The 26,507-nt window shown below is 53.4% G+C and carries 25 protein-coding genes; 12 read left to right on the top strand and 13 right to left on the bottom strand.

The features are described 5' to 3' along the window. Positions 1 to 445: 445 nt before the first annotated feature. Positions 446 to 1,267, bottom strand: coding sequence for a hypothetical protein (locus tag HUF18_RS08680; protein WP_225691893.1), 822 nt, complete (start codon positions 1,265 to 1,267; stop codon positions 446 to 448). A 309-nt stretch (positions 1,268 to 1,576) separates the two neighbouring features. On the opposite strand from HUF18_RS08680, the gene trhO reads away from it, so the two are divergent. Then, positions 1,577 to 2,572: an oxygen-dependent tRNA uridine(34) hydroxylase TrhO gene (gene trhO, locus HUF18_RS08675; RefSeq protein WP_225691892.1), complete on the top strand. Its 996-nt coding sequence runs from the start codon at positions 1,577 to 1,579 to the stop codon at positions 2,570 to 2,572. 57 nt (positions 2,573 to 2,629) lie between these two features. Here trhO and metE read toward each other — a convergent pair whose 3' ends face one another. Then, positions 2,630 to 4,954, bottom strand: coding sequence for a 5-methyltetrahydropteroyltriglutamate--homocysteine S-methyltransferase (gene metE / locus HUF18_RS08670; protein ID WP_225691891.1), 2,325 nt, complete (start codon positions 4,952 to 4,954; stop codon positions 2,630 to 2,632). 116 nt (positions 4,955 to 5,070) lie between these two features. Next, positions 5,071 to 5,700, bottom strand: a complete 630-nt coding sequence (locus HUF18_RS08665) for a DUF3833 family protein (RefSeq protein WP_225691890.1) — start codon at positions 5,698 to 5,700, stop codon at positions 5,071 to 5,073. Between the two features lie 139 nt (positions 5,701 to 5,839). Here HUF18_RS08665 and HUF18_RS08660 point away from each other — a divergent pair, with 139 nt between their 5' ends. After that, positions 5,840 to 6,481, top strand: a complete 642-nt coding sequence (locus HUF18_RS08660) for a class I SAM-dependent methyltransferase (protein WP_225691889.1) — start codon at positions 5,840 to 5,842, stop codon at positions 6,479 to 6,481. A 74-nt stretch (positions 6,482 to 6,555) separates the two neighbouring features. Here HUF18_RS08660 and HUF18_RS08655 read toward each other — a convergent pair whose 3' ends face one another. Next, positions 6,556 to 7,632, bottom strand: coding sequence for a permease (locus HUF18_RS08655; protein WP_225691888.1), 1,077 nt, complete (start codon positions 7,630 to 7,632; stop codon positions 6,556 to 6,558). Positions 7,633 to 7,951: 319 nt separating this feature from the next. Beyond that, positions 7,952 to 8,398 (bottom strand): MerR family transcriptional regulator, encoded by a 447-nt coding sequence (locus tag HUF18_RS08650; protein ID WP_225691887.1) that lies wholly within the window; start codon positions 8,396 to 8,398, stop codon positions 7,952 to 7,954. Between the two features lie 260 nt (positions 8,399 to 8,658). On the opposite strand from HUF18_RS08650, the gene HUF18_RS08645 reads away from it, so the two are divergent. Continuing rightward, a complete protein-coding gene (locus tag HUF18_RS08645; RefSeq protein WP_225691886.1) occupies positions 8,659 to 10,275 on the top strand; it encodes a diguanylate cyclase domain-containing protein in 1,617 nt (538 codons plus the stop codon). Here the strand turns inward: HUF18_RS08645 and purT are convergent. The 4 genes from purT to HUF18_RS08625 are packed head-to-tail and all read right to left on the bottom strand — an operon-like array spanning position 10,238 to position 12,770. Further along, a complete protein-coding gene (purT, locus tag HUF18_RS08640) occupies positions 10,238 to 11,434 on the bottom strand; it encodes a formate-dependent phosphoribosylglycinamide formyltransferase (RefSeq protein ID WP_225691885.1) in 1,197 nt (398 codons plus the stop codon). The two genes, HUF18_RS08645 and purT, sit on opposite strands and share 38 nt — an antisense overlap. Positions 11,435 to 11,468: 34 nt before the next feature. Beyond that, positions 11,469 to 11,666 (bottom strand): DUF1289 domain-containing protein, encoded by a 198-nt coding sequence (locus HUF18_RS08635; RefSeq protein WP_145469012.1) that lies wholly within the window; start codon positions 11,664 to 11,666, stop codon positions 11,469 to 11,471. Then, positions 11,663 to 12,187, bottom strand: a complete 525-nt coding sequence (locus HUF18_RS08630; RefSeq protein ID WP_225691884.1) for a gamma carbonic anhydrase family protein — start codon at positions 12,185 to 12,187, stop codon at positions 11,663 to 11,665. Before HUF18_RS08630 ends, HUF18_RS08635 begins: the two co-directional genes overlap by 4 nt. 10 nt (positions 12,188 to 12,197) lie before the next feature. Further along, positions 12,198 to 12,770, bottom strand: a complete 573-nt coding sequence (locus HUF18_RS08625; protein ID WP_145469014.1) for a CoA pyrophosphatase — start codon at positions 12,768 to 12,770, stop codon at positions 12,198 to 12,200. Between the two features lie 334 nt (positions 12,771 to 13,104). On the opposite strand from HUF18_RS08625, the gene HUF18_RS08620 reads away from it, so the two are divergent. Both HUF18_RS08620 and HUF18_RS08615 read left to right on the top strand, forming a co-directional pair. After that, entirely contained in the window at positions 13,105 to 13,455 is a 351-nt protein-coding gene (locus HUF18_RS08620; protein WP_186435900.1) for a DUF3135 domain-containing protein, read from the top strand. A 75-nt stretch (positions 13,456 to 13,530) separates the two neighbouring features. Then, positions 13,531 to 14,082, top strand: coding sequence for an NUDIX hydrolase (locus tag HUF18_RS08615; protein ID WP_225691883.1), 552 nt, complete (start codon positions 13,531 to 13,533; stop codon positions 14,080 to 14,082). Between the two features lie 23 nt (positions 14,083 to 14,105). Here the strand turns inward: HUF18_RS08615 and HUF18_RS08610 are convergent, their stop codons facing one another. Beyond that, a complete protein-coding gene (locus tag HUF18_RS08610) occupies positions 14,106 to 14,417 on the bottom strand; it encodes a Nif3-like dinuclear metal center hexameric protein (RefSeq protein ID WP_145469017.1) in 312 nt (103 codons plus the stop codon). A 94-nt stretch (positions 14,418 to 14,511) separates the two neighbouring features. Here HUF18_RS08610 and HUF18_RS08605 point away from each other — a divergent pair, with 94 nt between their 5' ends. Next, entirely contained in the window at positions 14,512 to 16,122 is a 1,611-nt protein-coding gene (locus HUF18_RS08605) for a methyl-accepting chemotaxis protein (protein ID WP_225691882.1), read from the top strand. 92 nt (positions 16,123 to 16,214) lie between these two features. Here HUF18_RS08605 and HUF18_RS08600 read toward each other — a convergent pair whose 3' ends face one another. Beyond that, positions 16,215 to 16,484, bottom strand: coding sequence for a YkgJ family cysteine cluster protein (locus HUF18_RS08600; protein ID WP_225691881.1), 270 nt, complete (start codon positions 16,482 to 16,484; stop codon positions 16,215 to 16,217). A gap of 39 nt (positions 16,485 to 16,523) precedes the next feature. Continuing rightward, on the bottom strand, positions 16,524 to 16,925 hold the full coding sequence (locus HUF18_RS08595; protein WP_225691880.1) for a hypothetical protein: 402 nt from the start codon (positions 16,923 to 16,925) through the stop codon (positions 16,524 to 16,526). Between the two features lie 174 nt (positions 16,926 to 17,099). On the opposite strand from HUF18_RS08595, the gene HUF18_RS08590 reads away from it, so the two are divergent. The 6 genes from HUF18_RS08590 (at position 17,100) to HUF18_RS08565 (ending at position 24,768) form a co-directional block, all read left to right on the top strand. Then, on the top strand, positions 17,100 to 17,660 hold the full coding sequence (locus HUF18_RS08590; RefSeq protein WP_225691879.1) for a hypothetical protein: 561 nt from the start codon (positions 17,100 to 17,102) through the stop codon (positions 17,658 to 17,660). Between the two features lie 11 nt (positions 17,661 to 17,671). Next, a complete protein-coding gene (locus HUF18_RS08585; RefSeq protein ID WP_145469021.1) occupies positions 17,672 to 17,824 on the top strand; it encodes a cell developmental protein SirA in 153 nt (50 codons plus the stop codon). Continuing rightward, the gene (locus HUF18_RS08580) at positions 17,824 to 18,528 is read left to right on the top strand and encodes a TIGR01621 family pseudouridine synthase (RefSeq protein WP_225691878.1); all 705 of its coding nucleotides are present in this window, start codon (positions 17,824 to 17,826) and stop codon (positions 18,526 to 18,528) included. The genes HUF18_RS08585 and HUF18_RS08580 overlap by 1 nt, the downstream gene beginning before the upstream one ends. Positions 18,529 to 18,741: 213 nt before the next feature. Beyond that, on the top strand, positions 18,742 to 19,818 hold the full coding sequence (locus HUF18_RS08575) for an efflux RND transporter periplasmic adaptor subunit (RefSeq protein ID WP_225691877.1): 1,077 nt from the start codon (positions 18,742 to 18,744) through the stop codon (positions 19,816 to 19,818). Positions 19,819 to 19,820: 2 nt separating this feature from the next. After that, entirely contained in the window at positions 19,821 to 23,012 is a 3,192-nt protein-coding gene (locus HUF18_RS08570; RefSeq protein WP_225691876.1) for an efflux RND transporter permease subunit, read from the top strand. A gap of 163 nt (positions 23,013 to 23,175) precedes the next feature. After that, on the top strand, positions 23,176 to 24,768 hold the full coding sequence (locus HUF18_RS08565) for a sensor histidine kinase (RefSeq protein ID WP_225691875.1): 1,593 nt from the start codon (positions 23,176 to 23,178) through the stop codon (positions 24,766 to 24,768). Between the two features lie 83 nt (positions 24,769 to 24,851). Here HUF18_RS08565 and HUF18_RS08560 read toward each other — a convergent pair whose 3' ends face one another. Then, entirely contained in the window at positions 24,852 to 26,429 is a 1,578-nt protein-coding gene (locus tag HUF18_RS08560; protein WP_225691874.1) for a SulP family inorganic anion transporter, read from the bottom strand. Positions 26,430 to 26,507 lie beyond the last annotated feature (78 nt).

The raw sequence follows: 26,507 nt of genomic DNA, 5'->3' as shown, positions 1-26,507 counted from the left end.
CCGCTTGTCCGCATCCCTGCGGACAGACCAGACATATCTGCGGTTTCTGCAGCGGCCCCAGAGGCGCAGAAAACCATCACCGCACTGCTGCTTTTCAGAGCAAACAGATGATCTGAAATTTCATGCTTCAAACACAGTTTTCTTTGAAATACGGCTGAGCGGATTGCCTAAACCGGCGATCGTGCGGCGCCAGACAACCAGATGATTCTGCGGCCTTCAGAGCAAAACCCTGCCCCGGAACGATACAAATTATTGGTATTTTAAAACGTCGTTCCGGGGTGAATTGTTTTGCGTGCCGCATAATCATTGCAGTTGGCTGGATGAAGCCGGACGCGCCGAAAAGAGAGGATCGTAAGGAGATACCTCTCCTTGCAGGGGGCCAGGGGCTTGCCCCGGAAAGGCGTTTAAAGTTGAAACACAGTGGTCATTAATGCTGCAGTATTGTTTAAAACGACATCCCCTCACACTCACCTTCCGGCCAGGAAGCCTGCTGCATGGGTAAGAATTCATCCTCCCCCACTGCCCCATACAACAGATCACTGAAAAACGCGCTGTGCAGCCACAACTGCTCCTGCTGCCAGCGCAAACCTCCCGGCAAGGTAACGGCATCCTGCAACGCCAGCCACTGACATTCGCCGTCTTCATAAACCTGAAGCTCCATGCTCTGGCCCTGAAGCCGGATATAAACCCGGGTCTGTTCAGCACTCTGTAGCTGCCAGACGCCCTGAAACTGCTCGCGCAGGAGTGCCAGCGGCAGGTTACTGTTCCAGTGCTCGGCCGTATTCAGACGCCAGATAACCTCTGATGAATTCTGCCTTTCAGAATTGTTGCGCAACCGCCCGTTCATCTGGCGTATAACCCGGCCGTACTGGCGCATCGTCAGCTGAAAACGGACACCAGCAGCATCAACAGCCTCTGCTGCCGCTTCGGCAACAAGCTGCAACGCAATACGGTAATCACCCGGCGCCAGCTGATGGTCGATATGCAACCGCTGACGTACCGCGGAGTGCTCACCGGCATCAGTCTGTTCCAGCCAGACAGGAAGGGTTTCGCCAAAGGGATGCGTTGGGCGGATGATTTCACCGGAAGGTGCCATCAGCCACAACTCGGAAGCAGTACTGCCCTGCCAGGACAATTCAATAGTTACGGCGTCCTCATGTCCGGCAACAGAAGAACTGACAGTGGTCGCAAGAACACTGACACTCAGCAGTACAAACAGGCAGCCAAGACAGGCCGAACGGTAATATCGCAGGCTAATCAATCGCACAGGTCACTCCTTTGCCGGTACGAAAAACTCTTGCCGAACTTAGCGTGCCAACGCGATGGCCGCTATTGGCTGCGATTAATTTCAACCAATATTCCTAAGCCTGCCTTAATAGCAGGCTTAATGGCACCCAATGACGGTCTGACAGCAACGCACCATCAGACAGCCAGGGCAAAGCCCGCCGTACTGGGCAGGCCGTACGATTCCGGTATAATGCCGCCCGCTTATTGCCACTCACGGCAACAGGCTTTGATATTTGACCGTACTTTTCACCCCTGCACCGGATTTACGTTCCGGCCAGCCGAGGACAATATGAACACTCCTGCTACAAGCCCTTACGTCGTTTGTGCGATGTATAAATTCGTTACCCTGGATAACTTCGAAGACCTGCGCCAGCCACTGCTGGATGAAATGCTGCGTCTGGATGTAAAAGGCACCCTGTTACTGGCCGCCGAAGGCATTAATGGTACCGTGGCCGGCTCGCGTGAAGGCATCGACGCCCTGCTCGATTACCTGCGCCGTGATGAACGCCTGAAAGACATCGATCATAAAGAATCCTACGACGATGACATGCCGTTTTACCGCACTAAGGTAAAACTGAAAAAAGAAATCGTAACCCTGGGTGTGGAAGGCATCGACCCGAAACGCGTGGTGGGCACTTACGTAAAACCAGCCGACTGGAATGCCCTGATTTCTGATCCCGACGTGGTGCTGGTCGATACCCGTAACGACTACGAAGTGGAAATCGGTACCTTTAAGGGCGCCCTCGATCCACGCACCAAAACCTTCCGCGAATTTCCGCAATACGTGAAAGAAAATCTCGACCCGGCAAAAAACAAAAAGGTTGCGATGTTCTGCACCGGCGGCATCCGCTGTGAAAAATCCACCGCTTATTTAAAAGAGCAGGGTTTTGAAGAGGTGTATCACCTCGAAGGCGGTATCCTGAAATATCTGGAAGAAATTCCGCAGGAAGAATCCCTGTGGGAAGGCGAATGCTTTGTGTTCGACAACCGCGTCACGGTGAATCATCAGCTGGAAAAAGGCGACTACGACCAGTGTCACGCCTGTCGCCGGCCAATTACCGAAGCCGATAAAGAACACGAGCATTATGTACCCGGTGTCAGTTGCCACCACTGCCATGACGAATTCGACGACGCTCAGCGCGAACGTTTCCGTCAGCGTGAACTGCAGATGCAATTAGCCAAACAGCGTGGCGAAGAGCACCTCGGTAATGATCTGGCCTCCGTTATTGAAAAGCGCCGCCAGGAAAAACTGGCCTTAAAAGAACAGCAGCGTAAGCGCTGCTGAATATTCGGCAAAGCCGCAGAATATTCTTCTGCGGCCCTGCCTGTATTTAACCGTTATTTATACCAGCGGTTGTTCCGCAGCCTGTTCTTCCTGCTGCTTACAGTCACTCTCAATCACCTCAAGACGCAATGTCCGCGCAACAGCCACCATGGCTTCCAGCGCCGGAATCACTTCTTCCCAGCGGCGGGTTTTCAGGCCGCAATCCGGATTCACCCAGAGATTTTCCGCAGCAACAACATCGAGCGAGTCACGCAGAATAGTCAGCATCGCGTCAGTGGCCGGAATATTCGGACTGTGAATATCGTAAACCCCCGGGCCAATGCCATTGTTGTACGGCGAGCTTTTAAGGGTTGCGAGTAATTTACTGGCCGAGCGCGCGGTTTCCAGCGTAATGACGTCAGCGTCCATGCCCTGAATCGCCGGCAAAATATCGTCAAAGTCGGCATAGCACATATGGGTATGAATCTGGGTGGCTGCAGCCACACCGGTCACACTGAAACGGAAACTGTTAACCGCCCATTGCAGGTATTGTTTATGCGCCGCTTTACGCAACGGCAGGCCCTCACGCAGCGCCGGTTCATCCACCTGAATAATACGGATACCGGCACGCTCCAGATCCTGCACTTCGTCACGTAATACCGCCGCCAGCTGATAAGCCGTGGCTGACCAGGGCTGGTCATCCCGCACAAACGCCCATTTTAAAATAGTGACCGGACCGGTGAGCATGCCTTTCATGCGCTTATCGGTCTGGCTCTGGGCAAATTCGCTCCAGCGCACGGTCATTGGCAGCGGACGTTCAATATCGCCATAAATAATCGGCGGTTTAACGCAACGCGAGCCATAACTCTGCACCCAGCCGTTGGCCGATACTGCAATGCCCTCCAGCTGTTCGCCGAAATATTCCACCATGTCGTTGCGCTCGGCTTCGCCATGTACCAGCACATCCAGACCAATCTGTTCCTGCACCCGGATGGCGTGGACGATTTCGGCTTTTAAACCATCTTCATATTCTGCCAGCGTCAGCTCGCCCTGTTTAAAACGACGACGTAACTGGCGGATACCACTGGTCTGCGGAAAAGAACCAATAGTGGTGGTCGGGAACAGCGGTAATTGCAGTAATTCCTGCTGTAATGCCGCGCGCTCGTTAAAAGGTAAATCGCGCTGCCAGTCGAACGCTGCGGCATCGGCGGCCCGTTGTTTTACTGCGGCTTTATGCACCGCGGTTGAGGTACGGCGCGCCTGAATGGCATCGACCTGCGCCTGCCAGGCGGCAGAACTGAGCACGTCGCTGTTATTTAACGCATTGCGCAGCAATACGCCCTCTTCCAGTTTTTGCTGAGCAAACGCCAGCCACTGGCCAACACCATCCGGCAGCTGATGTTCAACGGCGGCGTCATAGGGTACATGCAGCAATGAACAGGAAGTGCCCAGCCATAAACGCTCACCCAGTTGCTGCTTGGCTTCCAGCAAAGATTCACGAATCGCATTTAAATCGGAACGCCAGATATTGCGCCCATCAATAACGCCGACCGACAACACTTTATAAGGCCCGATGCGATCAAGCGCCGGTGTCAGCTGTTCCGGTGCACTGACCAGATCCAGATGCACACCCTGCACCGGCAGATTCAGCGCCAGGCTGAGGTTGTCTTCCAGACCATTAAAATAGGTGGTCAGCAGCAGATTCAGGCCATTATTACGCAGGGTGTGATATGCCGGTTCAAACGCCTGCGCCCAGTCCGACGGTAAATCGAGGGCTAAAATCGGCTCATCCAGTTGCAGCCAGTCGATGCCTTCGGCTTTTAACAGGGCAAATAATTCGGAATACAGCGGCAGTAATTTAGGCAGCAGGTTCAGGCGATTGCTGTTGTCCAGACTTTTGCCCAGATACAGATAACTCAGAGGCCCCAGTACCACCGCTTTTACTTTCGGATACACCGCCCGCGCGGCACGGATTTCTTCCAGCAGTAATTCCGGTTGCAGGCGGAATTCATCCTCTGCCCGGCATTCAGGCACCAGATAGTGATAGTTGGTATCGAACCATTTGGTCATTTCGCTGGCATGGCTGGTACAGCCACAAGGGGTACGGCCACGGGCCGCCAGAAACAGCTGGTTCAGCGCATCGTCGCTATGGCGCGCACGCTCAGGCAGGTGGCCAAACAGATAGCTGGTATTGAGCACATGGTCGTAAAGGGCAAAGTCACCAGCGGTAATAAAATCGGCGCCCGCCTGCAGCTGACGTTGCCAGTTGGCCAGACGCTGGGTATGTGCCACATCCAGCAGTTCCTGCTGTGTGCTGTTACCGGCCCAGAACGATTCCAGCGCCCATTTGAGTTCACGTTGCTGACCGACGCGCGGAAAGCCAAGAGTATGAAAAAGTGTCATCGTAATATCTCAATGATTGAATGATTTTCACATTCTGGCCAAATTCAATCATGAGATAAAACGATGATTTCTAATACAAAGTTGAATTTATTTAATAGATAAACTCATCAGTGCTATCAGCCACGCGCGCTCAAACACTGATAACCGTCCGGCACTTTGCGCATCACCAGCAGCACCTGGCCGACATGAATCCCCCATTTGCTCATGCGGGTTTCGTTTATCACCACACCGTCGGCGACCTGAAACATCCAGTCATCCATATCCAGGTCGATAGTATCGCCGGGCTTGCCATAACGCAGGGTGTAGGCCATCTGAATGCTGTTACCGGCATGCTTCATGGTGGTCGGCTGCGGCACATCCGTGGCGCTGGCGTGATATCCGTCGGTGCCGTTGGCAGTCAGCGTCCAGACGCGGTTTTCCTCAACGGCGGCCGCACCGGGTTCATCATAAAAGTAAAAAACTTCATCAAGAGTGCCGGTTTCAGAACCGTTGCCCTGATCTTCCCAGCTGGCAAGAATACGGGCATTAAACTGGCGGATCTGTTTACCGGAGCGGTCACGCACCACCCCGTCGGCACAGATAGTGCCGTCAAAAAAGGTACGCGGATCAAGCGCCGGAGCACGCCCGGCGTACTCATCGACCTGCACGCCGGCACAGCCTGTTAACAGAGCACTGGCTGCCAGCAGCAGAGCGGCGGGAAACAGTCCACGATCGGCCGCAACGGAGCGAAAAGTCGGTAAATTCATAAATCCTCCTGAAAACCTATACAAATTACTGTACAGAATTATACAAAGAAGCATTGGTAGCAATAGCTCAATTCTGTTGCGGCTGATAAAAAACCCAGTAGACTGGCGCTCAACATAGTCTGTCAAAGCGCTTTCTATCATGCCCCGCCTCGAAATCTTCGCCGAAGATCATATGCAGTATGCCTATGGCATTTACCTTTTTACCGCGAAACACCCTCTGGTCCGCAAACTGAAAAAAGTGGCTAAGCCAAGCGTCCACGGCCATAAAACCTGGTCGTCCAGTTTTCTTTTGATGGACTGGCTGAGCAGCAACCCGCTGGCGAAAAACACCCGGGTACTGGAGCTTGGCTGTGGCTGGGGGCCGGCGGCGGTCTATTGTGCCAGCCAGCAACAGGCCAAAGTGACCGGTCTGGATGTCGATGACAGCGTATTTCCGTATCTGGATATGGTGGCTGCCGCAAACGATGCCAAAGTGCGTCCGTTACACGCATCCTTTAACGATATGAAAGGTCAGAATCTGGCGAAATTCGATTGTATTATCGGTGCCGATATCTGTTTCTGGGATGAAATGGTCAGCGATTTACTGCGCCTGTTTAAACGCGCAAAAAAAGCCGGCGTTAAACAGATTATTCTGGCCGATCCGGGGCGTTCAACCTTCGATGAGTTAACCAATCGTTGCGAAAAACTCTGGCCTGCTGCCTTTACCTACGAGCATTGGTTTGCCCTTGAGCCGAACCGTTTTGAAGGACGGTTGATGATTCTGGATTTCAGCAAACTGTAAGCACCATCAGCAAGGCATAAAAAACGCCGCACTAACCAGGTCAGCGCGGCGTTTTTTTATTTACTGCAGAATAATTACACGCCAGCGGTATTCATCAGCCAGCCAATCAGCAGTACCTGCGGCACGGTAATCAGCGGTAAAAACAGCGCGATTTTCCAGCTTCTGGTGGTGTTTTGCAGCGCCATGATTTCAGTGTAATCGGTAGCGGCTCCGGCCATCAGGAAGGTAAAGGCATTGCCCGGCGCCGCCGCGCGGTTAAATAAATCGGCGGCAATCGGACTGGAGCCTTCGGAGCAGACTTCAATAATGGTCGTGGCCAGCAGCGTCATTAACAGTCCGGTAAAGCTGGCACCAAACCAGATGCCGAAGCTGTCTTCCGGCACAAAGGCACGCACCAGTGCAATTAACACCACACCAAAGAATACCCAGCGCAACACCATTTTGGATTCTTTAAAGCCCTGCCAGAACATCTTTAACAGCGACGGTACTGACCAGTCATTGTCTTTCCAGGTATTTTTCAGCGTTGGCAGAAAGGGAACCTGCTGAAATTCGCCCTGATTCGGATTGGCCGGCAAGGTACCGCGCTCAACCAGTCGATCAAAAATCCAGCCGCTGATCCAGGCAATCAGCAGAGAGGCGGCAATAAATAACAACGTCCATTTAAGGCCTATCAGTCCAATCAGAATTAACGTCAGCGTTAAAGAATTCCATGGACTGGCAATCAGGAAAGCCATCACCTGACCGATACTGGCGCCACGTTCATACAGCTTCATCGCCACCATTAAAATGCCGTGGTTACACAGGTCGAGCAGCAAGCCGGCCAGCGTCGCGCGGAATAATCCCCGTTTACTGCCGCCCCTCCCCAAAACCGACATCACCAGCTCACGCGGAATACGCCCCAGCAAGCCGACAAAGAACGAGGCAGTCAGAATCCCCCACCACATGGCATTAACCATTTCATACGAGGTATGCAGCATCACGCCCAGCCAGGGCAGACTGCTGTCAGGCTGATGACCCAACAATAAAAAACCGATATAGCCCAGCACCACAAAACTGCCGCAGCCCCATAAGATCCAGTCGATGCGGCCTTTTTCTGCCGGCGGACAGCAACCGCCTGACTCACCGCTTTCGGTACCGCAGGAAGCTGCCACTGCGGACGTGCTGCCACAACACGAACTCTCAGCGACTTTCGCTTCAGCCGCACAACATGAGGCCGGCTTTGCCGCTGCTGATGTTTTCGCACTGCCGCAGCATGAGCTTTCGTTGCTATTTACTTCAGTGTTTTTTACTTCCGCGTTTTTTACTTGCGGGGTACAACATGACGCTGGCTCTGCCGATGTTTTCGCACTGCCGCAACACGAACTCTCAGTTGCTTTCGTTTCAGTTTCTTTCGTTTCAGTAGCGCAGCATGAGCCCTGCTCAGCTTGCTTTGATTCTTTCTCACTGCCGCAGCAGCTCTTTCGTTCCGTATCAGTCATGCTGAGACTCTCCCCGACTTCCACAACGTTCACTCAGGTGCACATCGGCACCTTCTATCAAATGACAAATATGTTCTCCACAGGGGACACAATCAGGTTGCCCGGCCCACTGCTCAACCGCCCGTTCCATCCGTTCTACCAGTGCCTGCATTGCCGCCAGACGGGCCCTGGCCTCTGACAACCGGGGTTCGATCAGCTGACGTACCGTAGGACAAGGCGACTCCCCCTGTTCTGCCGCCTGCAGCATGGTCTGGATATCTTCCAGAGTGAAGCCCAGATCCCGCGCCTGCAGAATAAACCGCAAACGTTTGTGCTCCGCCGCGGTGAAGTGATGATAACCACTGTCGTCTTTGCCAGGTTTCAGCAATCCAATCCGCACATAATGGCGGATGGTATTGGCATTTACCTGCTCGCGTCTGGCGAGTTCCAGTACCCGCATAGTCTTCTCCTGCCCGAACATACTTCAGTATTAACGCAGCTTAAACCTTTGAGTAACTCACAGGTCAAGTGGTGTTTTCAGCCGTTTTCCGCAAATTGTCATCCCATAGCCGGATACAGATCAGAAAACGGCCTGAAAAAACCGCAGGTTACGCATTTTATCGCGCCGCTTCGGCTATGCTTTTAAAGTCAGTGACGAAACCGTCTGCATAGTCGGTCAACCGCACTGAGGGTTCGTAACAGACCTAAATGAGACTGTCCATGCCACTGCACCCGGCCGGACAACCAGACAGAGACCTTATGTTTTCTATCCGTCAGCTGTTTCTTTTTCTTTCGATCATTTTTATTGCCCTGCTATTCGCCGGGTTACTGTTGGTGCGCTGGCTGTGGTTTTATCCGGCCGAACTGAACACGGCACTGGAAACGCAGAAGAACGAAATGTTCAGCCTCAACAGTGTGCTGGAACTGAAGAAAGAAACCCTGGCAACCTTTGTCTCCGACTATGCCAACTGGGACGATACCTGGCATTACGTTCAGGAACCTTATAGAGAATACATCGCCACTAATTTTACTGACACCACCTTCGAATCACTGAAGCTGTCCGGTGCCCTGCTGCTCAATAATCAGCGTAAGCCTGTCTTTAATCTTGAATACAACAGTGAGTCATCGCTTGTAACCAGCAACAGCATGCGTCTGCTTTACTGGTTGCAACAGGGTGGCGTTGAACATCTGAATGACCAGCCAACAACGCTGTTTCAGAGCATTGATGAATCACCGTATCTGTTAGCCATCAGCCCGGTAATGCACTCCGATAACTCAGGGCCAAGGCAAGGCTGGCTTATTTTTTTCCAGTTGCTTGATGATGACATACTGTCTGTCTGGAAACGGATTACCCGCATCCCGCTGATGCGAACAGACATACCGCAGAATGCTGTCGACCTGCTCACCAGCCCCGAGGACGCACAGACATTTCATGACCGCTGCCTGATGTCACCGGAGCAACAGCCGGTGTACTGTTTCCGCATTCATCATCAGCAGGAACTGCCGCAATTCCTCAGTTCCAATGTCATCACAGCCTTTCTGCTGATTGCGCTGATTCCGGGCATTATTTTTATTCTTCTGATTCATTTACTGATTACTCCAATCCGTAAAGCAACCGATTTGCTGGAGTTAAATAATAAAGACGGCATGCTGCGTCCGGTACTGTTCACCACACCACTCCGCATCCGTGAGTTGCGCCAGCTGCGCGATACCTACAACCAGCTGGTATATACCGCCCGCCAGCAACAGGCGCGTCTTGAACAGCTGTCCAATACAGATCGGCTGACCAACATTCCCAATCGCCGTGCCTTCGATGACGCATTGGAATCCACCTGGAAACGCCTGAAACGACATAAACAGTCCGCTGCCTTAATTCTGGTGGATATTGATTATTTCAAACGCTTTAACGACCACTATGGTCATCAGGTGGGTGATGATGCGCTGCACCGCGTTGCCCAGGCGTTAAAAGGCTGTGCCAAACGTACCGATGAAATTACCTCGCGCTTTGGCGGCGAAGAGTTTGCGCTGATTTTATATATTGATGATGCCAACAATCTGGATGCGGTACGCCACAGAATCCGCGAGAGCATCCGCGAATTGAATATCCGCCATGAACACTCATTAGTCAGCAAACAACTGACCATCAGTTTTGGTATTGCATGGATCCGGGAATCCGGCCCGTGGCTGGAAAATATGTCAAAAGAAGAATGGTTAAGAGCGGCAGACGCCGCTCTCTACGAGGCCAAAGCTTCCGGGCGTAACTGCAATATGCTGCAGATTATTACCCCGGAAATGCCTTTTACAGAGTCACCTGTATGGCAGCAATCACCCGATTAGCCTTGTCTTTCGCCGCCTGAATACTTTCATCACGGGCCAGCGCCACACCTAAACGGCGCTTACCGGATACCTCAGGTTTACCGAATAAACGCAGCTGGGTATGAATTTCAGCCAGCGCCTTATCCAGACCGGAGTACTGCATGGTGGTGGACTCACCCGCCACCAGCAGCACCGAGGATGCCGATGGCCCATGCTGCTGAATATTCGGAATCGGCAGCCCCAAAATCGCCCGCGCATGCAGGGCAAATTCGGATAAATCCTGTGAAATCAGAGTAACCAACCCGGTATCGTGCGGGCGTGGTGATACCTCACTGAAAATCACCTCATCGCCTTTGACGAACAGCTCAACGCCAAACAGTCCCAGACCACCCAGATCATCGGTTACCACCTTGGCAATATGCTGCGCTTTCGCCAGCGCGGCTTCCGTCATCGCCTGCGGCTGCCAGGATTCCTGATAATCACCGTCTTCCTGGCGATGGCCAATAGGCTCACAGAAACTGGTCACCGTATTGCCGTTGCTGTCTTTATGGCGAATGGTCAGCAGCGTGATTTCAAAATCAAAGTCGACAAAACCTTCAACAATCACTTTGCCCTTACCGGCGCGGCCGCCTTCCTGCGCATAAGCCCAGGCGCGGGCCAGCTCACTTTGCTCACGCACAAAGCTCTGTCCTTTGCCGGAGGAACTCATGATCGGCTTCACCAGACACGGCAAACCAATGGCTTCTGCCGCTTTCAGGAAATCCTCTTCGTTATCGGCAAACTGATAACTTGAGGTCGGAACCTTGAGCGTTTCCGCCGCCAGACGACGGATGCCTTCGCGGTTCATGGTCAGCTGGGTGGCGCGGGCGGTCGGGATAATGCGCACGCCCTCCTGCTCCAGCTCGGCCAGGGTTGCGGTAGCAATGGCTTCGATTTCAGGCACCACCAGATGCGGTTTTTCCTGTTCAATGACCGCACGCAGCGCTGCGCCATCGAGCATATTCACCACATGGCTGCGATCAGCCACCTGCATCGCCGGTGCATTCGCATAGCGGTCAGCGGCAATCACTTCACAGCCCAGACGCTGCAGTTCAATTACAACTTCTTTGCCCAGCTCGCCGGCACCGCACAGCAGCACCCGGGTGGCTGTCGGAGAAAAAGGGGTTCCCAGTGTTGTCATGGTGTTGTCCATCAGAAAGAAAAGAAGTGGCCGGTCAGTCGGCCTTTACGGGGGTAAAATTCATCGCATCCTGCTCGCGCGCTGCCACTTTTTGCAGTACAGCCCGGCGCTCGTCATCACTGTAGCGTCCCCAGCGGCTGATTTCTTCGCCGCTGCGGTAACAGCCGACACAGACATCATTTTCATCCAGCGCACAGATACTCACGCACGGGGAGCGGACCGGAGTCGTCACAGTTCAATCTCCTGCAGTTGTTCGCGGTAGCGTTTGGCATTGTGCACGTAGTGCGCGGCACTGCCTTCCAGCATTTTGCATTGCATCTCGTTCAGCTGGCGCTTAATCACCGCAGGCGACCCTACGACCAGTGAACCATCGGGAATTTCCATGTTTTCCGGCACAAGCGCATTCGCACCAATAATGCAGTGCTTGCCGATTTTCGCGCCGTTCAGCACCACCGCATTAATACCGATCAGCGAATAATCGCCAACCGTACAGCCGTGCAGCATGGCGTTATGACCCACAGTCACGCCCTTACCCAGAGTCAGCGGGATACCTGAGTCGGTATGCAGCACCGCGTTATCCTGCACATTGGAGTGCTCACCAATGGTGATCAGATCGTTATCACCGCGGATAACCACACCAAACCAGATGCTGCTGTTGTCGCCCAGAACAACACTGCCGATCACTCTGGCGCCATCGGCAACAAAGACATCCTGTCCACGGGTCGGGCGACGCTCGCCCAGCTGATAAAACATAGAGTTCTTCCTATACCTTGTACGGAATATCGCAATCCCAGAGATGATTCATCATCTCCGCAATCATCATGGCGGTCAGCCCCCAGATGTGGAAGCCATTGAAATCGTAACTGGGAATGCGGATCTGGCCGCGCTCAAAATAACGGCTGGGCGGCAACTGAAAATGACTTAACGGAACTTTAAATACCGCATCCAGTTCACCCGGATTGGCAATCAGCGGCTCTTCCGGTGGAATAAGCCCTAACACCGGCGTTACCAGATAGCCGAAGCGTGACACCACCTGATCCAGCTCCCCCAGAACCCTGACACGGTTGCGTGCCAGTGCCACTTCCTCTTCAGCTTCACGCAGTGCCGTAATAATAATGTTCTGATCTTCCGGGTCACGCTTGCCGCCAGGAAAAGCAACTTCTCCCTGATGGGTCGATAAATGCACGGCCCGGCGGGTTAACACCACCTGCGGCTGCTCTTCGTCGGTGAGGGCAACCAAAACACCAGCTTCAGCCAGATCGGGTTGCTGCACTTTTCGTGGCTGATGTTGCTGCAGACGCAGCTGCAGATAGTCGAAGAGCGGAGATGAATTCATAACGTCATTGTAATGTCTGGATGAAAAGCGAGCCAGTACTGCTCTGGCTTACGTAACAAATAAGGGATTTTTTATATTTTTTAGTCATTAAAAGCTCCGACTATTGTATGAATCCTCACAGGAGGATCATCACAACCACTCTCAGATCGTTTACTTAACATTCTGTTTTTAAACGATTTAAGCCATAGAAAGTGATCAGTCCTGACCATTTTTATTAATTAATTCAGTCATTTAGCCGGCTTTTTCAGACGGACAAAAGGATTCTGTCACATCTTGTAATTCGGTAGACTAAAACCAGAGAAATGCAAACAAAAACCTGCACGGAGTGCCTGTTGTGCAACTGCCGCCCTTTGATGAACTGAAACAACTGGCCAATCACAATCCGGAAGCTCTGGAAGCGTTGCGTCAGCAACTGATCGAGCAGACCATTAATAGCGCAGGTGAAGATTTCCGCCGCCGTCTGCGCGGCCTGCAATTTCAGATTGATATGGAACGCCAGCGTGCCAGTAATCCATTATCGGCCTGCCTGCGCATGTCACGTATGATGCACGAGCGTCTGCACTGCATGGTCGAGAGTCTGAATTTCAGTGACGACGGCAACGCAGATGCACTTCTCAGCCGCAACACAGCTAATAACGCTGGTGTTGCCAATGTTATCCCTTTTCCGTTCCGGGCCAGTTCCTGAGTCAGTTATACTCAGCCAGGGTCTGTTAACATTAACTAAGCAGGCCCTAGTTTTTATTCAGCGGCCGGACATCCCATGAAATACTGCAGCCATTGCGCCAGTGAACTTACCTTTATCATCCCTGACGGCGATAACCGCCCACGCTTTGTCTGCCCCGCCTGCAACGCCGTTTTTTACCAGAACCCCCGTATAGTGGCCGGTACGCTGCCGGTTCATAAAGGGCAGATACTGCTCTGCCGCCGCGCCATCGAACCACGCCGGGGGTTCTGGACCCTGCCAGCGGGCTTTATGGAAAACGGCGAAAGCACCGAGCAGGCCGCTTTACGTGAAACCTGGGAAGAAGCCCGCGCGGTCGTACAGCTGCAATCCCTGTTCAGCATGATCACGGTGCCGCATATTGATCAGGTACATATATTCTTTCTTGCCGAACTGGAAAAAGCAGAATTTGCTGCGGGCGATGAAAGCCTGGAGGTAGCACTGTTTCATGAAGACGACATCCCCTGGAAAGAGCTGGCCTTCCCTACCGTCAGCAAGACGTTAAAACGCTATTTCGCCAACCCGTCAGCTCAGCAGGCAACCCACGTATTTGATATCGAAATATCCCAGGCTCTGGCGAAGGGGTTGTAGTGAAGGGATTGCAGCAACCGGATTTATAAGGGCGCCAGCTGCCATACATCGTATGCTGGCTCTTCGTATGGGTGCGCCACTTTCAGAGCCTGAACGGCGGCGCCGATCAACTCATCCGCACAGACCATTTCCACACGGTATTCCTCGACCTGCTCCAGCTGACCGGCCTGCCCGATAAAAGGATTGGCCGCCGCTGACGGGCGGAACTGACCGATGCCTGCAACCTGCCAGCAGCATTCCTGATATTCACCTATTTTTCCTGCACCGGCAGAAAAGACAGCGTCCTTCACCTTTTCAAGATCCGGCGCAGGCACATAAAACACCAGTTTGTACATTATTTTTCTTCCTCTCGATAATTTAGTCAGTTGCCAGTAATGGTCTAGGCTTGAATATAACGTCCGTCATGCCGCCATCTACTAAGGAAATTTCATGAAGGGTAATAGCCAGTCCATTCAGCATAAAGTTTACTTTGCTTTAGGCAGTATCTTTTTGCTGGTCCTCATTGTTGTTATCAGTGTTGCAGTATCCGCTGAGCGTAAAATGAGCTCAGATATGGTTCATGCCCAACTGCGGGATAAAGCTTCAGGCTATCTCGATACCATGAATATGCTGATGATATCCGGCGCGATATCAAACCGCGAACTGGTACGCACCAAGCTGCTGTCCGACAACAATATTGTCGAAGCGCGGATGCTGCGCAGCCCGAAAATTGATGCTCTGTATGGTAAGGGGCTTGATCACGAGTATCCCCTTGATGAACTCGATCGGCGGGCACTGGCCGGCGAGGAAATTCTTATTGAAAACGACAGCAAAGACGGCCACACCCTGACCTTTCTCACCCCGGTTCTGGCCTATGAGGATTACCGCGGCACCAATTGCCTCGGCTGCCATCAGGCCAAAGAAGGTGATGTCCTTGGTGCCATCCGTATCAGCTACTCGCTGGACGAGCTTGATGGCCATATTTTCAACAACATGCTCAAGATGGGACTGATTCAGGCAGCCATGTTTATTGCCGCATTGATTATTCTTTCCCTGCTGCTGCGCAAAGTCATTATTTCTCCGGTGCGTCGTATGCACCGCACACTGGATCAGATGGAACGCAAATCCGATCTGACGCAACTGGTAAAAGTCGACAGTGCTGACGAAATCGGCCGCACAGCAATGGCCCTCAATAAAATGATTGAGCGCTTCTCTGACTCGCTACGCCAGGTGGTCAGTTCTTCCGGCGAACTTGAGGACGCGGCGAAAAATATCAACGTGTCGTCCAGCCAGTCACTACAGGCCGCCCAGTCACAAAAAGCGGAAACCACACAGATTCAGCATGCCATTGAAGAGCTGCATGAAAGTATTCAGCTGGTTATGGCCAACGCGGAACAAAGCAGCCAGGCCTCTGCCGAGGCCAAGGTTGTCGCCCGTAACGGCGTGATTAAAACCGATCAGGCATCGGCCAGTATCAGCAACATGAATACCGCGATTCAATCAACCGCAGAGGTAATCGCATCGCTTGATCAGCGCAGTAATAATGTCGGCGGCGTACTGGGTGTTATTAAAGGCATTGCCGAGCAAACCAACCTGCTGGCGCTGAACGCAGCCATCGAAGCTGCCCGGGCCGGGGAATCCGGCCGCGGCTTTGCCGTGGTCGCCGATGAGGTACGCACCCTGTCGCAGCGCACACACGAGTCGACCCAGGAAATTGAAAGTATGATCGAGCAACTACAATCAGAAGCACGTCATGCGGTCGATTCCATGCACAATGCGCAGAGCATTGCCGAAGAAGGCATGGAGCGGGTAAACGAGGCGGCCAAAGCCCTGCACAGCATGACCGAGCACGTTGACCGTATGAGCAGCCTGAACGACGAAACGCTGAAACGTATGCATATGCAGGTCGAAGTAGGCCGTAATGTGAGTCAGGGTATTGAAAGTATCAGCAGCCATTCCCTCAACACCTCACAGAGCGCCGAGCAGACCACCGATATTGCCAAGCGTCTGGTGAATATGGCCAACCACCTCAGCACTCTGGTGAAGAAATTCCGCCTCTGACCCGGGCAGATGTCTCCAGAAAATAACAACGCCAGAAACAAAAAAGCAGCCAATGGCTGCTTTTTTGTTTCTTTTTACGGGTGCAAATACAGTCAGTGCGAACGGACAATAATCGCCGTTGAATCTTCCAGCAGAGTCAGGTTATCCAGCGCTGTCTGATTGTCCGTACCGCACACTTCCTCATCGGCTTTAAAATCGCCACATACCGCAGGCCGGCGCGGATCACCAAAAAGCAGACACAGATTGCGTTCATCCAGCTGCACGCAGCGCTCACCGGCGGCTTTACCGCCGGGCATACCGGGAATAGGAGAAGAGATAGAGGGGGCAATGCAACAGGCACCACAACCGAGTCGGCAATCCACAAACACCTCATACAACACAATGATATGAGGCCATTCACCTCAGTAACGGTAGCGGGTTGCGTCCTGCAGTTCTTTTTTCTGCATTAAACGCCACATAGTCAGATTAAAGCGCAGAGCATATTGGCGCAGCCGCGCCAGTTTTGCCGGGTCATCTTCGACATTGGCAAAAGTTTCCCAACGTTTGTTCAATGGCCGGATACGATACTCCCGCCGCACCTTATCGGCTTCCGCATCTTTCAAACCGGGCAATTCTACGCCATCTGCCAGCTGAATTCCGACAAATTCATATTGCCCCGTGCGAAAGCTATCGCGGGCATCCTGTACCGGATAAGCCAGCAGGTTCTGATCATTACCAGCCCATGCCGCAGGAATAGCCATCAGCGCCAGAAACAGACTCGCAGATAACACCGGCAATAATGGGCGTAAAAACAGCATCAGCATACACACTCTCTAATTATAAAGAGTATCAGTATAGACCGTTGCAGAGCGCCTGAAGGCCGTCCGGCTTGCCATCCCCAAAAGGCTGGGATAGCCTTGGCGCCAGCCTGAATATCCGCCTTATCAGCAGCGTAACAACACGTTTGATAAGCTCAGAAAATGACTAAGGACGACCCGATGCAAAGCACTCTGCGCGCTTCTCTGCTGATCTCAGCGCTTGCTTCTTGCTCAGCGACGATACTGGCCGCCGATAACAGCGAACTAACCAATTTCCGTGTGGGCGCCGGGCTCTTTCAGGCCGATATAGGTAATGCTCCTTCTTATCTGCCCAACGGCGAGCAACAGGGATTCAGCCTGTTCGCCGAATTCCCACAAAGCAACCATGCCGCCTCGCGCTTTATTCTTTACCGCCTTAATGGTGAGGATGACATCCAATTACAGGGCGGCGAAACCCAGCTGATGTGGGGCTGGGGGCTGGCCGAACCCGGCTTGCGTATCTACACCGGGCCAGCCTGGCACTATGAAAAAATGCTGGTTCAGCGTGCTGCCGGCGATCATTACCGCGTGTTTAACGGCTGGGGCTGGCAGTTTGGTGTGGGCGCTCAGTTTGATGCCATCACCCTTGATCTCGCAGCCACCCTGCGTGACCCCAAAGATTACAACAGCGAAAATCTTCAGGCCGGCGCCAGCAAAGGTGACGTCTGGACCCACAACCTGCTGCTCAGTTATCGCTTTTAAGGAATTCAGAAATGACCACCCCGGTTACCGTACGCTATATGTCACGCGCCGAAATCGAACGCCTGATGTACAGCCTCAGCGCCGACAGCAACAACGAACAGGCACAACTGTTTGAAGCCCTGGTTCGTCGTCTGCTGGAAATCATGGAGCAGGAAAACCGCTAGTGCCGGATACCTTTCCTCCCGCCATTACGCCACCCGACTCACAGCCATTTTCTGTTATTGACCAGACTGAAGACTGGCTCGTCATCCACAAACCTGCCGGCATTGGCATGCACAGTGAAGACGGCAAAGCAGGTCTGGTGGTGCTGGCCGAACAGCAGTTTGCCTGCCCGTTATGGCCTGTTCACCGTCTCGATAAAGTTACCTCCGGCATTATTCTGCTGGCGAAAAACGCCACCGCTGCTGCCCGCCTCAGTGCCCTGTTCGCTGAGCATAAAATCCAGAAATACTATCTGGCGCAGAGCGCGCAAAAACCGAAAAAGAAACAGGGCTGGGTTAAAGGTGATATGAGCAAAGGCCGTAATGGCAGCTGGCTGTTACAGCGCAGCAGCCACAACCCTGCCATTACCCGTTTTCTCAGCCACTACGATGAGCAACAGCAGAAGCGGCTGTTTCTGCTCAAGCCCCTGACCGGTCGCACCCACCAGCTACGGGTTGCCCTGAAGAGTCTCGGTGCCGCCATTGACGGCGACGACCGCTATGGCGGCGAGAGCGCCGACCGCACCTATCTGCATGCCTTTATGCTCTGCTTCCGCGATGAAGTCAGCGGCGCTGACCCGCAGGATATAGTGCTGACCTGTTTACCACAGCATGGCGACTGGGCAGCTCTGCCCGACAACTGGCTGACCCCCTGGCAACTTCTGTAGTATTTTCCCTTCTTTGTCATAACCCCGCTGCATTATCAGCGGACAATCCGCAGCACCTGCGAACACTCCCTATACTGTGCACAGTTAAAGCGTCATCCGGACGGTTGCAATTATTATATTAGTATATTCTAATGTAGTAATATTGATATTAACCCGAACCAATCGCCAGTCCATACCGATTGATCTGACGCTGAATTCAGAGAGGAATTTTTCATGCCGACCACACAGCCTTCGTCCCGTCGTCTGCTGCGCAGCCTGAGCCTGGCTCTGCTGGCCCTGCCTGTATTCGCGGCAGCCACGCAAGCCGCCGATCAGACCAGCGCCACCAACAGCCAGATTCTGCAGGCCACCACCGTGCCGGTGTACTTTGATCTGGAAGCCACACTGGAAGCCGTGCACGAAAGCACGATCTCGGCGCAGACCAGCGGTGCCATCAAAGCCGTACACTACGATGTCAACGACCGCGTAGAGCAAGGTGCTCTGCTGCTGGAAATCGTTGATACCCAGCAACAGGCTCAGCTGGAACAGGCACGCGCCAACCTGGCTCAGGCCAAAGCCCAGAACGAAGACGCTCAGGTACTGCTGACCCGCAACAGCCGTCTGTTCAAGCAGGGCACGCTGTCACAGGGTGAGTTCGACAGCAGTAATGCCCGCGCCAAAAGCGCTGCTGCCGCAGTCAAAGCCGCCGCCGCAGCGCTGAAACAAGCCGAAGAGCAGCTGGCCTATACCCAGGTAAAAGCACCTTACGCCGGTCTGGTTAAAACCCGTTATGTGGAAGTAGGCGAGCTGGTCAGCCCGGGGCAACCGCTGATGACCGGCGTGTCACTCGAACAACTGCGTGCCGTTGCCGACGCTCCGCAACGTATCGCTGGTCAGTATCAGGATGCCAGCCAGATTCAGGTGCGCGTGGGCGAACACAGCATCAACCCGGACAGCGTTGTGCTGTTCCCTTACGCCGATGCCACCCATCACAGCGTGCGTCTGCGCGCCAACCTGCCAGCCAACAGTCTGGATGCCAGCGGTCGCGCACTCTATCCCGGCCAGTGGAGCATCATTCGCGTACAGACCGGCGAGCGTAACGCCCTGCTGATTCCGGCCAGCGCCCTGCTGCAACGCTCAGAGCTGACCTCCGTTTATGTGCTGGATAACGGTCAGCCGGAACTGCGTCAGGTTCGCGCCGGCAACCGTCATAACGGCATGGTAGAAATTCTGTCCGGTCTCAGCGCCGGTGATGAAATCGTCAGCGATGCACTGGCCCAGCTGGCCGCAATCGGTTCACAGGGAGAATAATCATGGCGCTCGGAATTTCCGGAAAAACCGCACAGGCTTTCCAGAACTCGGCCATCACCCCGCTGCTGGCCCTGCTCGGCCTGCTGCTGGGCTTCTTCGCCATCATGGTGACGCCGAAAGAAGAAGAACCCCAGATTGACGTTACTTTCGCCAACGTGTTTATCGGCTTCCCCGGTGCCAGCGCACGTGAGGTGGAGCAGCTGGTCGCCATTCCGGCCGAACAGGTGCTGTCTGAAATCAAAGGCGTGGACGATATTTTCTCCATCAGCCAGCCGGGTCAGGCCATTCTGACCGTGGCCTTTGAAGTCGGTATTCCGCGCGAAGAAGCCATCCTCAACCTGTACAACCAGGTCTACAGCAATAATGACTGGTTCCCGCAGAACCTGGGCGTGATGCAACCGGTGATCAAACCCATGGGCATCGACGATGTGCCTATTATGGGCATTACCCTCTGGTCAGAATCCGCCGAAGTCACGGCGTCGCAGCTCACCCAGGTTGCCCATGCGCTGGAAACCGAGCTCAAGCGCATTCCCGGTACCCGCGATATTTACTCCATTGGTGGCCACAACAATGTGGTGAAAGTTGAGCTCGACCCGGCGCGTATGAACGGCCATGGTCTGGCCTTCGATGATGTACGCAACGCCCTGCTCAGTGCCAATGCCGGCGGTTATCATCAGCCGCTGGTGCAGAATAATCAGGTGATCCAGATTCAGGCCGGCAGTTTCCTGAAAACCCGCGACGAGCTGGGCCAGCTGATCGTCGGCAAAGACCAGAGCGGTCTGGTGTATCTGGCCGACGTTGCCACCATTCAGCAGCAACCGGATACCCCGGAGCAGGCAGTCTTTACCCGTAAACTCGGGCAGGACAGCTCACGCCCTGCCGTTACCCTAGCCATTGCCAAGCAGCCGGGCATGAACGCCATTGATATCACTCAGGCGATTGAACAGCGCCTCGATGATCTGCACAACCGCCTGATTCCGGCTAATATCAGCGCCGAAGTCACCCGCGATTACGGCATTACCGCCAAAGATAAATCCGACAAACTGATCACCAAACTGCTGTTTGCTACTGCGGCCGTGGTGGTGCTGGTACTGGCGACCATGAGCTGGCGCGAGGCCGTGATTGTCGGCGGTGCAATTTTCATTACCCTGGCGATCACCCTGTTTGCCAGCTGGGTGTGGGGCTTTACCCTCAACCGCGTATCGCTGTTCGCGCTGATTTTCTCCATTGGTATTCTGGTCGACGACGCCATCGTGGTGGTGGAAAACATCCACCGTCACCTGCATATGGGCGGCAAGAAACTGCTGGAAGTGATTCCGGTAGCCGTTGATGAAGTCGGTGGCCCGACCATTCTGGCGACCTTCACCGTCATCGCCGCGCTGATGCCGATGGCGTTTGTGTCCGGCCTGATGGGCCCTTATATGAGCCCGATTCCGATCAACGCTTCAACCGGTATGCTGATCTCTCTGGTGGTGGCTTTTGTCGTAACCCCATGGCTGTCTTACAAACTGCTCAATCGTCACACCCCGGACAATGCTCACAGCTGCGATGAGGCCGATCCGAAGCAGGGCAAACTGTATGACGGCTTTAACCGCCTGATGCGGCCTTTTATCGAAGGGGCTGACGCCGGACGCAAACGTCTGCTGCTGTTTGCCGGTGTAACCGCGCTGATCATGCTGGCGGTTGCCCTGCCGGTATTCAAACTGGTGGTGCTGAAAATGCTGCCGTTTGATAACAAGTCTGAATTCCAGATCATCGTCGATATGCCGGAAGGCACGCCGGTCGAACAAACCCTGCGCGTACTCGAAGAACTGTCCGACGAGCTGATGACCGTGCCGGAAATCAAAGACGTCCAGCTTTACGCCGGTACCGCCGCGCCGATTAATTTCAACGGTCTGGTGCGCCAGTATTACCTGCGCGCTCTGCCGCATCAGGGCGATATTCAGGTGAATCTGGTCGATAAACACCAGCGCGACCGTCAGAGCCACGACATCGCCCTGTCGGTGCGCGAGCCGCTGCAGGCGATCGGTAAAACACTGAACGCCAACGTTAAAATTGTTGAGGTTCCACCCGGTCCGCCGGTGATGGCACCGATTGTGGCGGAGGTGTACGGTCCGGATTACGAGCGCCAGATCGCTGCGGCCAAACAACTGCGCAGCCTGTTTGAAAACACACCAGACATCGTTGATACCGACGACTGGGTGGAAGCCGATCAGGAGCAGTGGCTGCTGGAAATCGACCGTCAGCGCGCGGCTATGCTCGGCGTTGCCCAGAGCAGCATCGTGCAGGCGATCAATACCGCCTTAGGTGGCGAAGACGTCAGCTACCTGCATACCGGCAACAATAAATACCCGCTGCCGATCCGGCTGGAGCTGAACGAAGGTGATAAAGTCGACCTCAACCAGCTGCTGGTGATGAAAGTACGTGCCGCCGATGGCCGCTTTATTGCCCTGTCTGATCTGGTGCATGTGCGTAAAGGTGTCGCAGAAAAAACCATCTACCACAAAAACCTGCAGCCGGTGGTGTTTGTTACCGCCGATATGGCCGGTGAGCTCGACAGCCCGCTCTACGGTCTGTTCAGCATGGCCTTTGGCATGGCAGACGCAGGTATGAACTGGCAGCAGATGTACATTCAGCAGCCGCCACTGACCGATGACATCAGCATGAAATGGGATGGCGAATGGCAGATCACCTATGAAACCTTCCGCGACATGGGCATCGCCTATGGCGTCGGCATGATTCTGATTTATCTGCTGGTTGTCGGCCAGTTCCGCTCATATCTGGTGCCGCTGATTATTATGGCGCCGATTCCGCTGACCATTATCGGCGTAATGCCCGGCCATGCACTGTTTGGCGCACAATTCACCGCCACCTCGATGATCGGTATGATCGCGCTGGCCGGTATTATCGTGCGTAACTCCATTCTGCTGGTCGATTTTATCAATCAGAAGACCGCCGAAGGTATGCGCTTTGAAGATGCGGTTATCGTCTCGGCCGCCGTGCGTTCACGGCCGATTGTACTGACCGCGGTGGCCGCCATGATCGGCGCGTTCTTTATTCTCGACGACCCGATCTTTAACGGTCTGGCGATCTCACTGATCTTCGGCATTCTGGTTTCTACCCTGCTGACGCTGGTGATTATCCCACTGCTGTACTTCGCGGCCTTCCGCAAAACCTTCAGCGCCAGGGCCTGAACCATTAGCCCGGCTGCCGACCTGAAATGGAAAAGCCTGCCTTGCGCAGGCTTTTTTATTGCCTGATGAGCCCAGTCGCCGGTATAACCTTCTGCTAAACTGACGTTACTCTTCCAGAAGCGCAGCGACACTCCAGACACTCAGGTCTTATTTCGGAATGATCATGGAAACCAGTACTGAAAGCCCGGGAAAAAAAACCATCGAGAACCGGCGTCATTCTATTTTATGGCGGGTCATCCTCTACTTTGCTATCGCTTCCATCGCTCTGTCCGTCTGCGTCTCTGCCGCCATTGTTGTCTGGAATTACCAGCAACAAACTGAAGCCTTTCAGCGCAAACTCGAAGATATCCGTGCCGGTTACTCCGAATCCCTCGGTTCCAGCCTGTGGTTTTATGACGAAATTCAGATCCGCAGCCAGGTAAAAGGCATCATGAACCTTGAGGCCATCAGCTATGTGCGGGTGACCGACAACCTGAATATGAACATCGAAGAAGGCCGGCGGCCACATCATAAAGACGTGGAAAAAATGCCGATTGCCTTTAATGGCAAAGATATCGGTTTTCTCGAAATTGCCTTCGACCGCGATGCAGTATTTGCCCAGGCCTCCCGTGCGGCTATTTCCAATATGGTTGCGCAGCTGGTCAGTCTGATGCTGCTGGCCAGTCTGTTAGGGTTTGTTGTCCACAGTCTGATTAATCGCCGTATTAGCCTGATGGCAGAAGAAGTTAATGAACGTCTGAACAGCAACAGTTTTGAACCACTATCTACCCGCTCCGGCAATAATCTCGATGAAATTGATGTACTGATCCGTGCTTTCAACGCTCTGTCAGAACAAATGAACGACGAGCTGCAGCAGAAAACCCTGGCACAGCAACAACTGAAAACCATTAACCTCGAACTCGAAGACCGGGTTAAAGAACGCACCAACAACCTGCAATGCACCGTCGACGAACTGAACCAGACACTGGCCGAGCTGCACACCACGCAAAGCAAACTGATTGAATCGGAAAAACTGTCATCTCTGGGGGGAATGGTGGCCGGTATTGCCCATGAAATTAATACTCCGCTGGGCCTGTGCATTACCATTCACTCCTACATCGCAGATCATTATCTGAAGATGAAAAGCGCCTTTGAGCAGGGAGAAATGCGTAAGCAGGATTTTGTCGAATTTACCGGCATGATGGATGAAAGCCTGACCATTCTTGATAAAAACCTGCAGCGTGCCGCCCATCTGATTAAAAGCTTTAAGCAGGTATCCGAAGATCAGACCGGCGAACATATCCGTAAATTTTCACTGCATGATTATCTGCACGAAATTCTCGAAACCCTGTCGCCAAAATTCAAACAGAATCAACATCAGGTGGAAATCGATTGTTCCGAACAGCTATGGATGCAGACCTATGCCGGCTCTATCAGCCAGGTGCTGACTAACTTAATTATGAACTCGCTGCTGCACGGCTTTGAGCATAAAAAAGACGGCCATATCCGCATTCAGGCAGCCGAAGAGCGTGGCAATATTGTTATCCGTTACAGCGATGATGGTATTGGTCTTAATGCCGAAGCAAGAACTAAAATCTTTGAACCCTTCTACACCACCAAACGTGGCCATGGTGGCACCGGTCTGGGAATGCATCTGGTCTACAACATCGTGCATCAGCGCTTAAAAGGCGATATTCAGATTGAAGACAGCGAACAAGGCGCCGCTTTCCGGCTGGTTATTCCGAAGGTAACGGAAGAGCACAGTACGCAGATATAAAGATTCCTGTATAGACGTCCTTATAAAAGACATAAAAAAGCCCGCATCAGCGGGCTTTTTTATGGTTTTAAACCAGCCTGATATCAGGCCAGCTCATCCACCGCAACGCGGTAATTCGGATCTTCAATCACATTAACATCACACAGATTACCGGCTTTTTTCAGCATGCTGCGGCACTCTTCACTTAAATGGCGCAGATGTAATTCTTTGCCCAGCGCCAGATAACGCTCGGCAATACTGTCGATGGCTTCCAGCGCCGAGTGGTCGGCTACACGGGAATTACGGAATTCAATAATCACCACGTCCGGGTCATTTTCCGGCTCAAATAATTCTTTGAAATTCGCCACAGAACCAAAAAATAACGGGCCAAATAATTCATACACTTTGGCACCGTTTTCCTGAATGCGGGTACGGGCGCTGATGTGCTTGGCGTGCTCCCAGGCAAAGACCAGCGCTGCGACGATAACACCGACGATCACAGCAATAGCAAGATCAGTCACCACGGTTACGGCAGACACCAGAATCAGAACAAAGGCATCGTGCTTAGGTACTTTGCGCAGTATACGGAAGCTCGACCACTCGAAGGTGCCGATCACCACCATAAACATCACACCGATTAACGCCGCGATCGGAATCTGTTCAATCAGCGGGCTGGCAAACAGAATAAAGCTGAGCAGGAACAACGCCGCAGCAATACCGGATAAACGACCGCGGCCACCGGAGCTGACGTTAATCATGCTCTGACCGATCATGGCGCAACCACCCATACCACCAAAGAAACCGGTAACCACGTTGGCAGTTCCCTGCGCCACACATTCTTTATTGCCACGGCCACGGGTGTTAGTCATTTCGTCGATCACGGTGACGGTCAGCAAGGATTCAATCAGGCCAATAGCCGCAAAAATCACTGAATACGGCAGGATAAACCACAGGGTATCAAGGGTCATCGGCACCACAGGTACTGCGAATTCAGGTAATCCGCCGGCAATACTGGCCAGATCGCCCACGGTTTTGGTATCCAGCTGCAGACCCCAGGCGGCGAGGCTGACCACCAGAATACCGGCCAGAGCCGATGGGACGGCTTTGGTCATTTTCGGCAGATAATGGGTAATAAACATGGTTGCCAGCACCAGTCCGAGCATCAGATACAGCTCAGTTCCCTGCAGCCATACACCGTCGGTCCAGCCCCACTTCCCTTCCGGCGTGAAGGATTGCAGCTGCGGTAACTGCGCCAGAAAAATCACCAGCGCCAGACCATTCACAAAGCCCAGCATCACCGGGTACGGCACAATACGGATAAATTTACCCAGTTTCAGCGCCCCGGCGGTTACCTGAATTACGCCCATCAGCACCACAGCAGCAAACAGATACTGCGGCCCCGAACCCGCACCGAAATCACGCTCGGCCTCCGCCACCAGCGATACCATCACCACCGCCAGAGCACCGGTTGCGCCGGAAATCATGCCCGGACGGCCACCGATTAATGCGGTAATCAGGCCCACCATAAAGGCTGCATACAGACCGGTCAGCGGATGAACTCCCGCCACAAAAGCAAAAGCCACCGCTTCCGGTACCAGTGCCAGAGCAACGGTCAGGCCAGATAAGGTGTCGTTTTTAACATTGGGGGAAAAGGTCTGCATAAACTCGCGCAGCAACAACATAATGCGGGTTTCTCCGGGCTGGGTTCAGAAAGCCGCGCACTATACCAGCCCATCAGGACATTTTCAGGTTTTCGCTTA

This window comes from Thalassolituus sp. ST750PaO-4, from assembly GCF_020320405.1.
GTDB lineage: Bacteria > Pseudomonadota > Gammaproteobacteria > Pseudomonadales > Oceanobacteraceae > Venatoribacter > Venatoribacter alkanivorans.
Note: the sequence above shows the minus strand (reverse complement) of the source record. Positions and strands in the feature narration are given on the sequence as shown.

Bases quoted from the DNA above. Each gene is read 5' to 3' on its own strand.
- HUF18_RS08585 (WP_145469021.1), top strand. From the start codon at position 17,672: ATGACCACCCCGGTTACCGTACGCTATATGTCACGCGCCGAAATCGAA.
- HUF18_RS08645 (WP_225691886.1), top strand. From the start codon at position 8,659: ATGCCACTGCACCCGGCCGGACAACCAGACAGAGACCTTATGTTTTCT.
- HUF18_RS08625 (WP_145469014.1), bottom strand. From the start codon at position 12,770: ATGAATTCATCTCCGCTCTTCGACTATCTGCAGCTGCGTCTGCAGCAA.
- HUF18_RS08650 (WP_225691887.1), bottom strand. From the start codon at position 8,398: ATGCGGGTACTGGAACTCGCCAGACGCGAGCAGGTAAATGCCAATACC.
- HUF18_RS08565 (WP_225691875.1), top strand. From the start codon at position 23,176: ATGGAAACCAGTACTGAAAGCCCGGGAAAAAAAACCATCGAGAACCGG.
- HUF18_RS08595 (WP_225691880.1), bottom strand. From the start codon at position 16,925: ATGCTGATGCTGTTTTTACGCCCATTATTGCCGGTGTTATCTGCGAGT.
- HUF18_RS08615 (WP_225691883.1), top strand. From the start codon at position 13,531: ATGAAATACTGCAGCCATTGCGCCAGTGAACTTACCTTTATCATCCCT.
- HUF18_RS08610 (WP_145469017.1), bottom strand. From the start codon at position 14,417: ATGTACAAACTGGTGTTTTATGTGCCTGCGCCGGATCTTGAAAAGGTG.
- HUF18_RS08575 (WP_225691877.1), top strand. From the start codon at position 18,742: ATGCCGACCACACAGCCTTCGTCCCGTCGTCTGCTGCGCAGCCTGAGC.
- HUF18_RS08630 (WP_225691884.1), bottom strand. From the start codon at position 12,187: ATGTTTTATCAGCTGGGCGAGCGTCGCCCGACCCGTGGACAGGATGTC.
- HUF18_RS08590 (WP_225691879.1), top strand. From the start codon at position 17,100: ATGCAAAGCACTCTGCGCGCTTCTCTGCTGATCTCAGCGCTTGCTTCT.
- HUF18_RS08560 (WP_225691874.1), bottom strand. From the start codon at position 26,429: ATGTTGTTGCTGCGCGAGTTTATGCAGACCTTTTCCCCCAATGTTAAA.
- metE (WP_225691891.1), bottom strand. From the start codon at position 4,954: ATGACACTTTTTCATACTCTTGGCTTTCCGCGCGTCGGTCAGCAACGT.
- purT (WP_225691885.1), bottom strand. From the start codon at position 11,434: ATGACAACACTGGGAACCCCTTTTTCTCCGACAGCCACCCGGGTGCTG.
- HUF18_RS08570 (WP_225691876.1), top strand. From the start codon at position 19,821: ATGGCGCTCGGAATTTCCGGAAAAACCGCACAGGCTTTCCAGAACTCG.
- HUF18_RS08605 (WP_225691882.1), top strand. From the start codon at position 14,512: ATGAAGGGTAATAGCCAGTCCATTCAGCATAAAGTTTACTTTGCTTTA.
- trhO (WP_225691892.1), top strand. From the start codon at position 1,577: ATGAACACTCCTGCTACAAGCCCTTACGTCGTTTGTGCGATGTATAAA.
- HUF18_RS08665 (WP_225691890.1), bottom strand. From the start codon at position 5,700: ATGAATTTACCGACTTTTCGCTCCGTTGCGGCCGATCGTGGACTGTTT.
- HUF18_RS08660 (WP_225691889.1), top strand. From the start codon at position 5,840: ATGCCCCGCCTCGAAATCTTCGCCGAAGATCATATGCAGTATGCCTAT.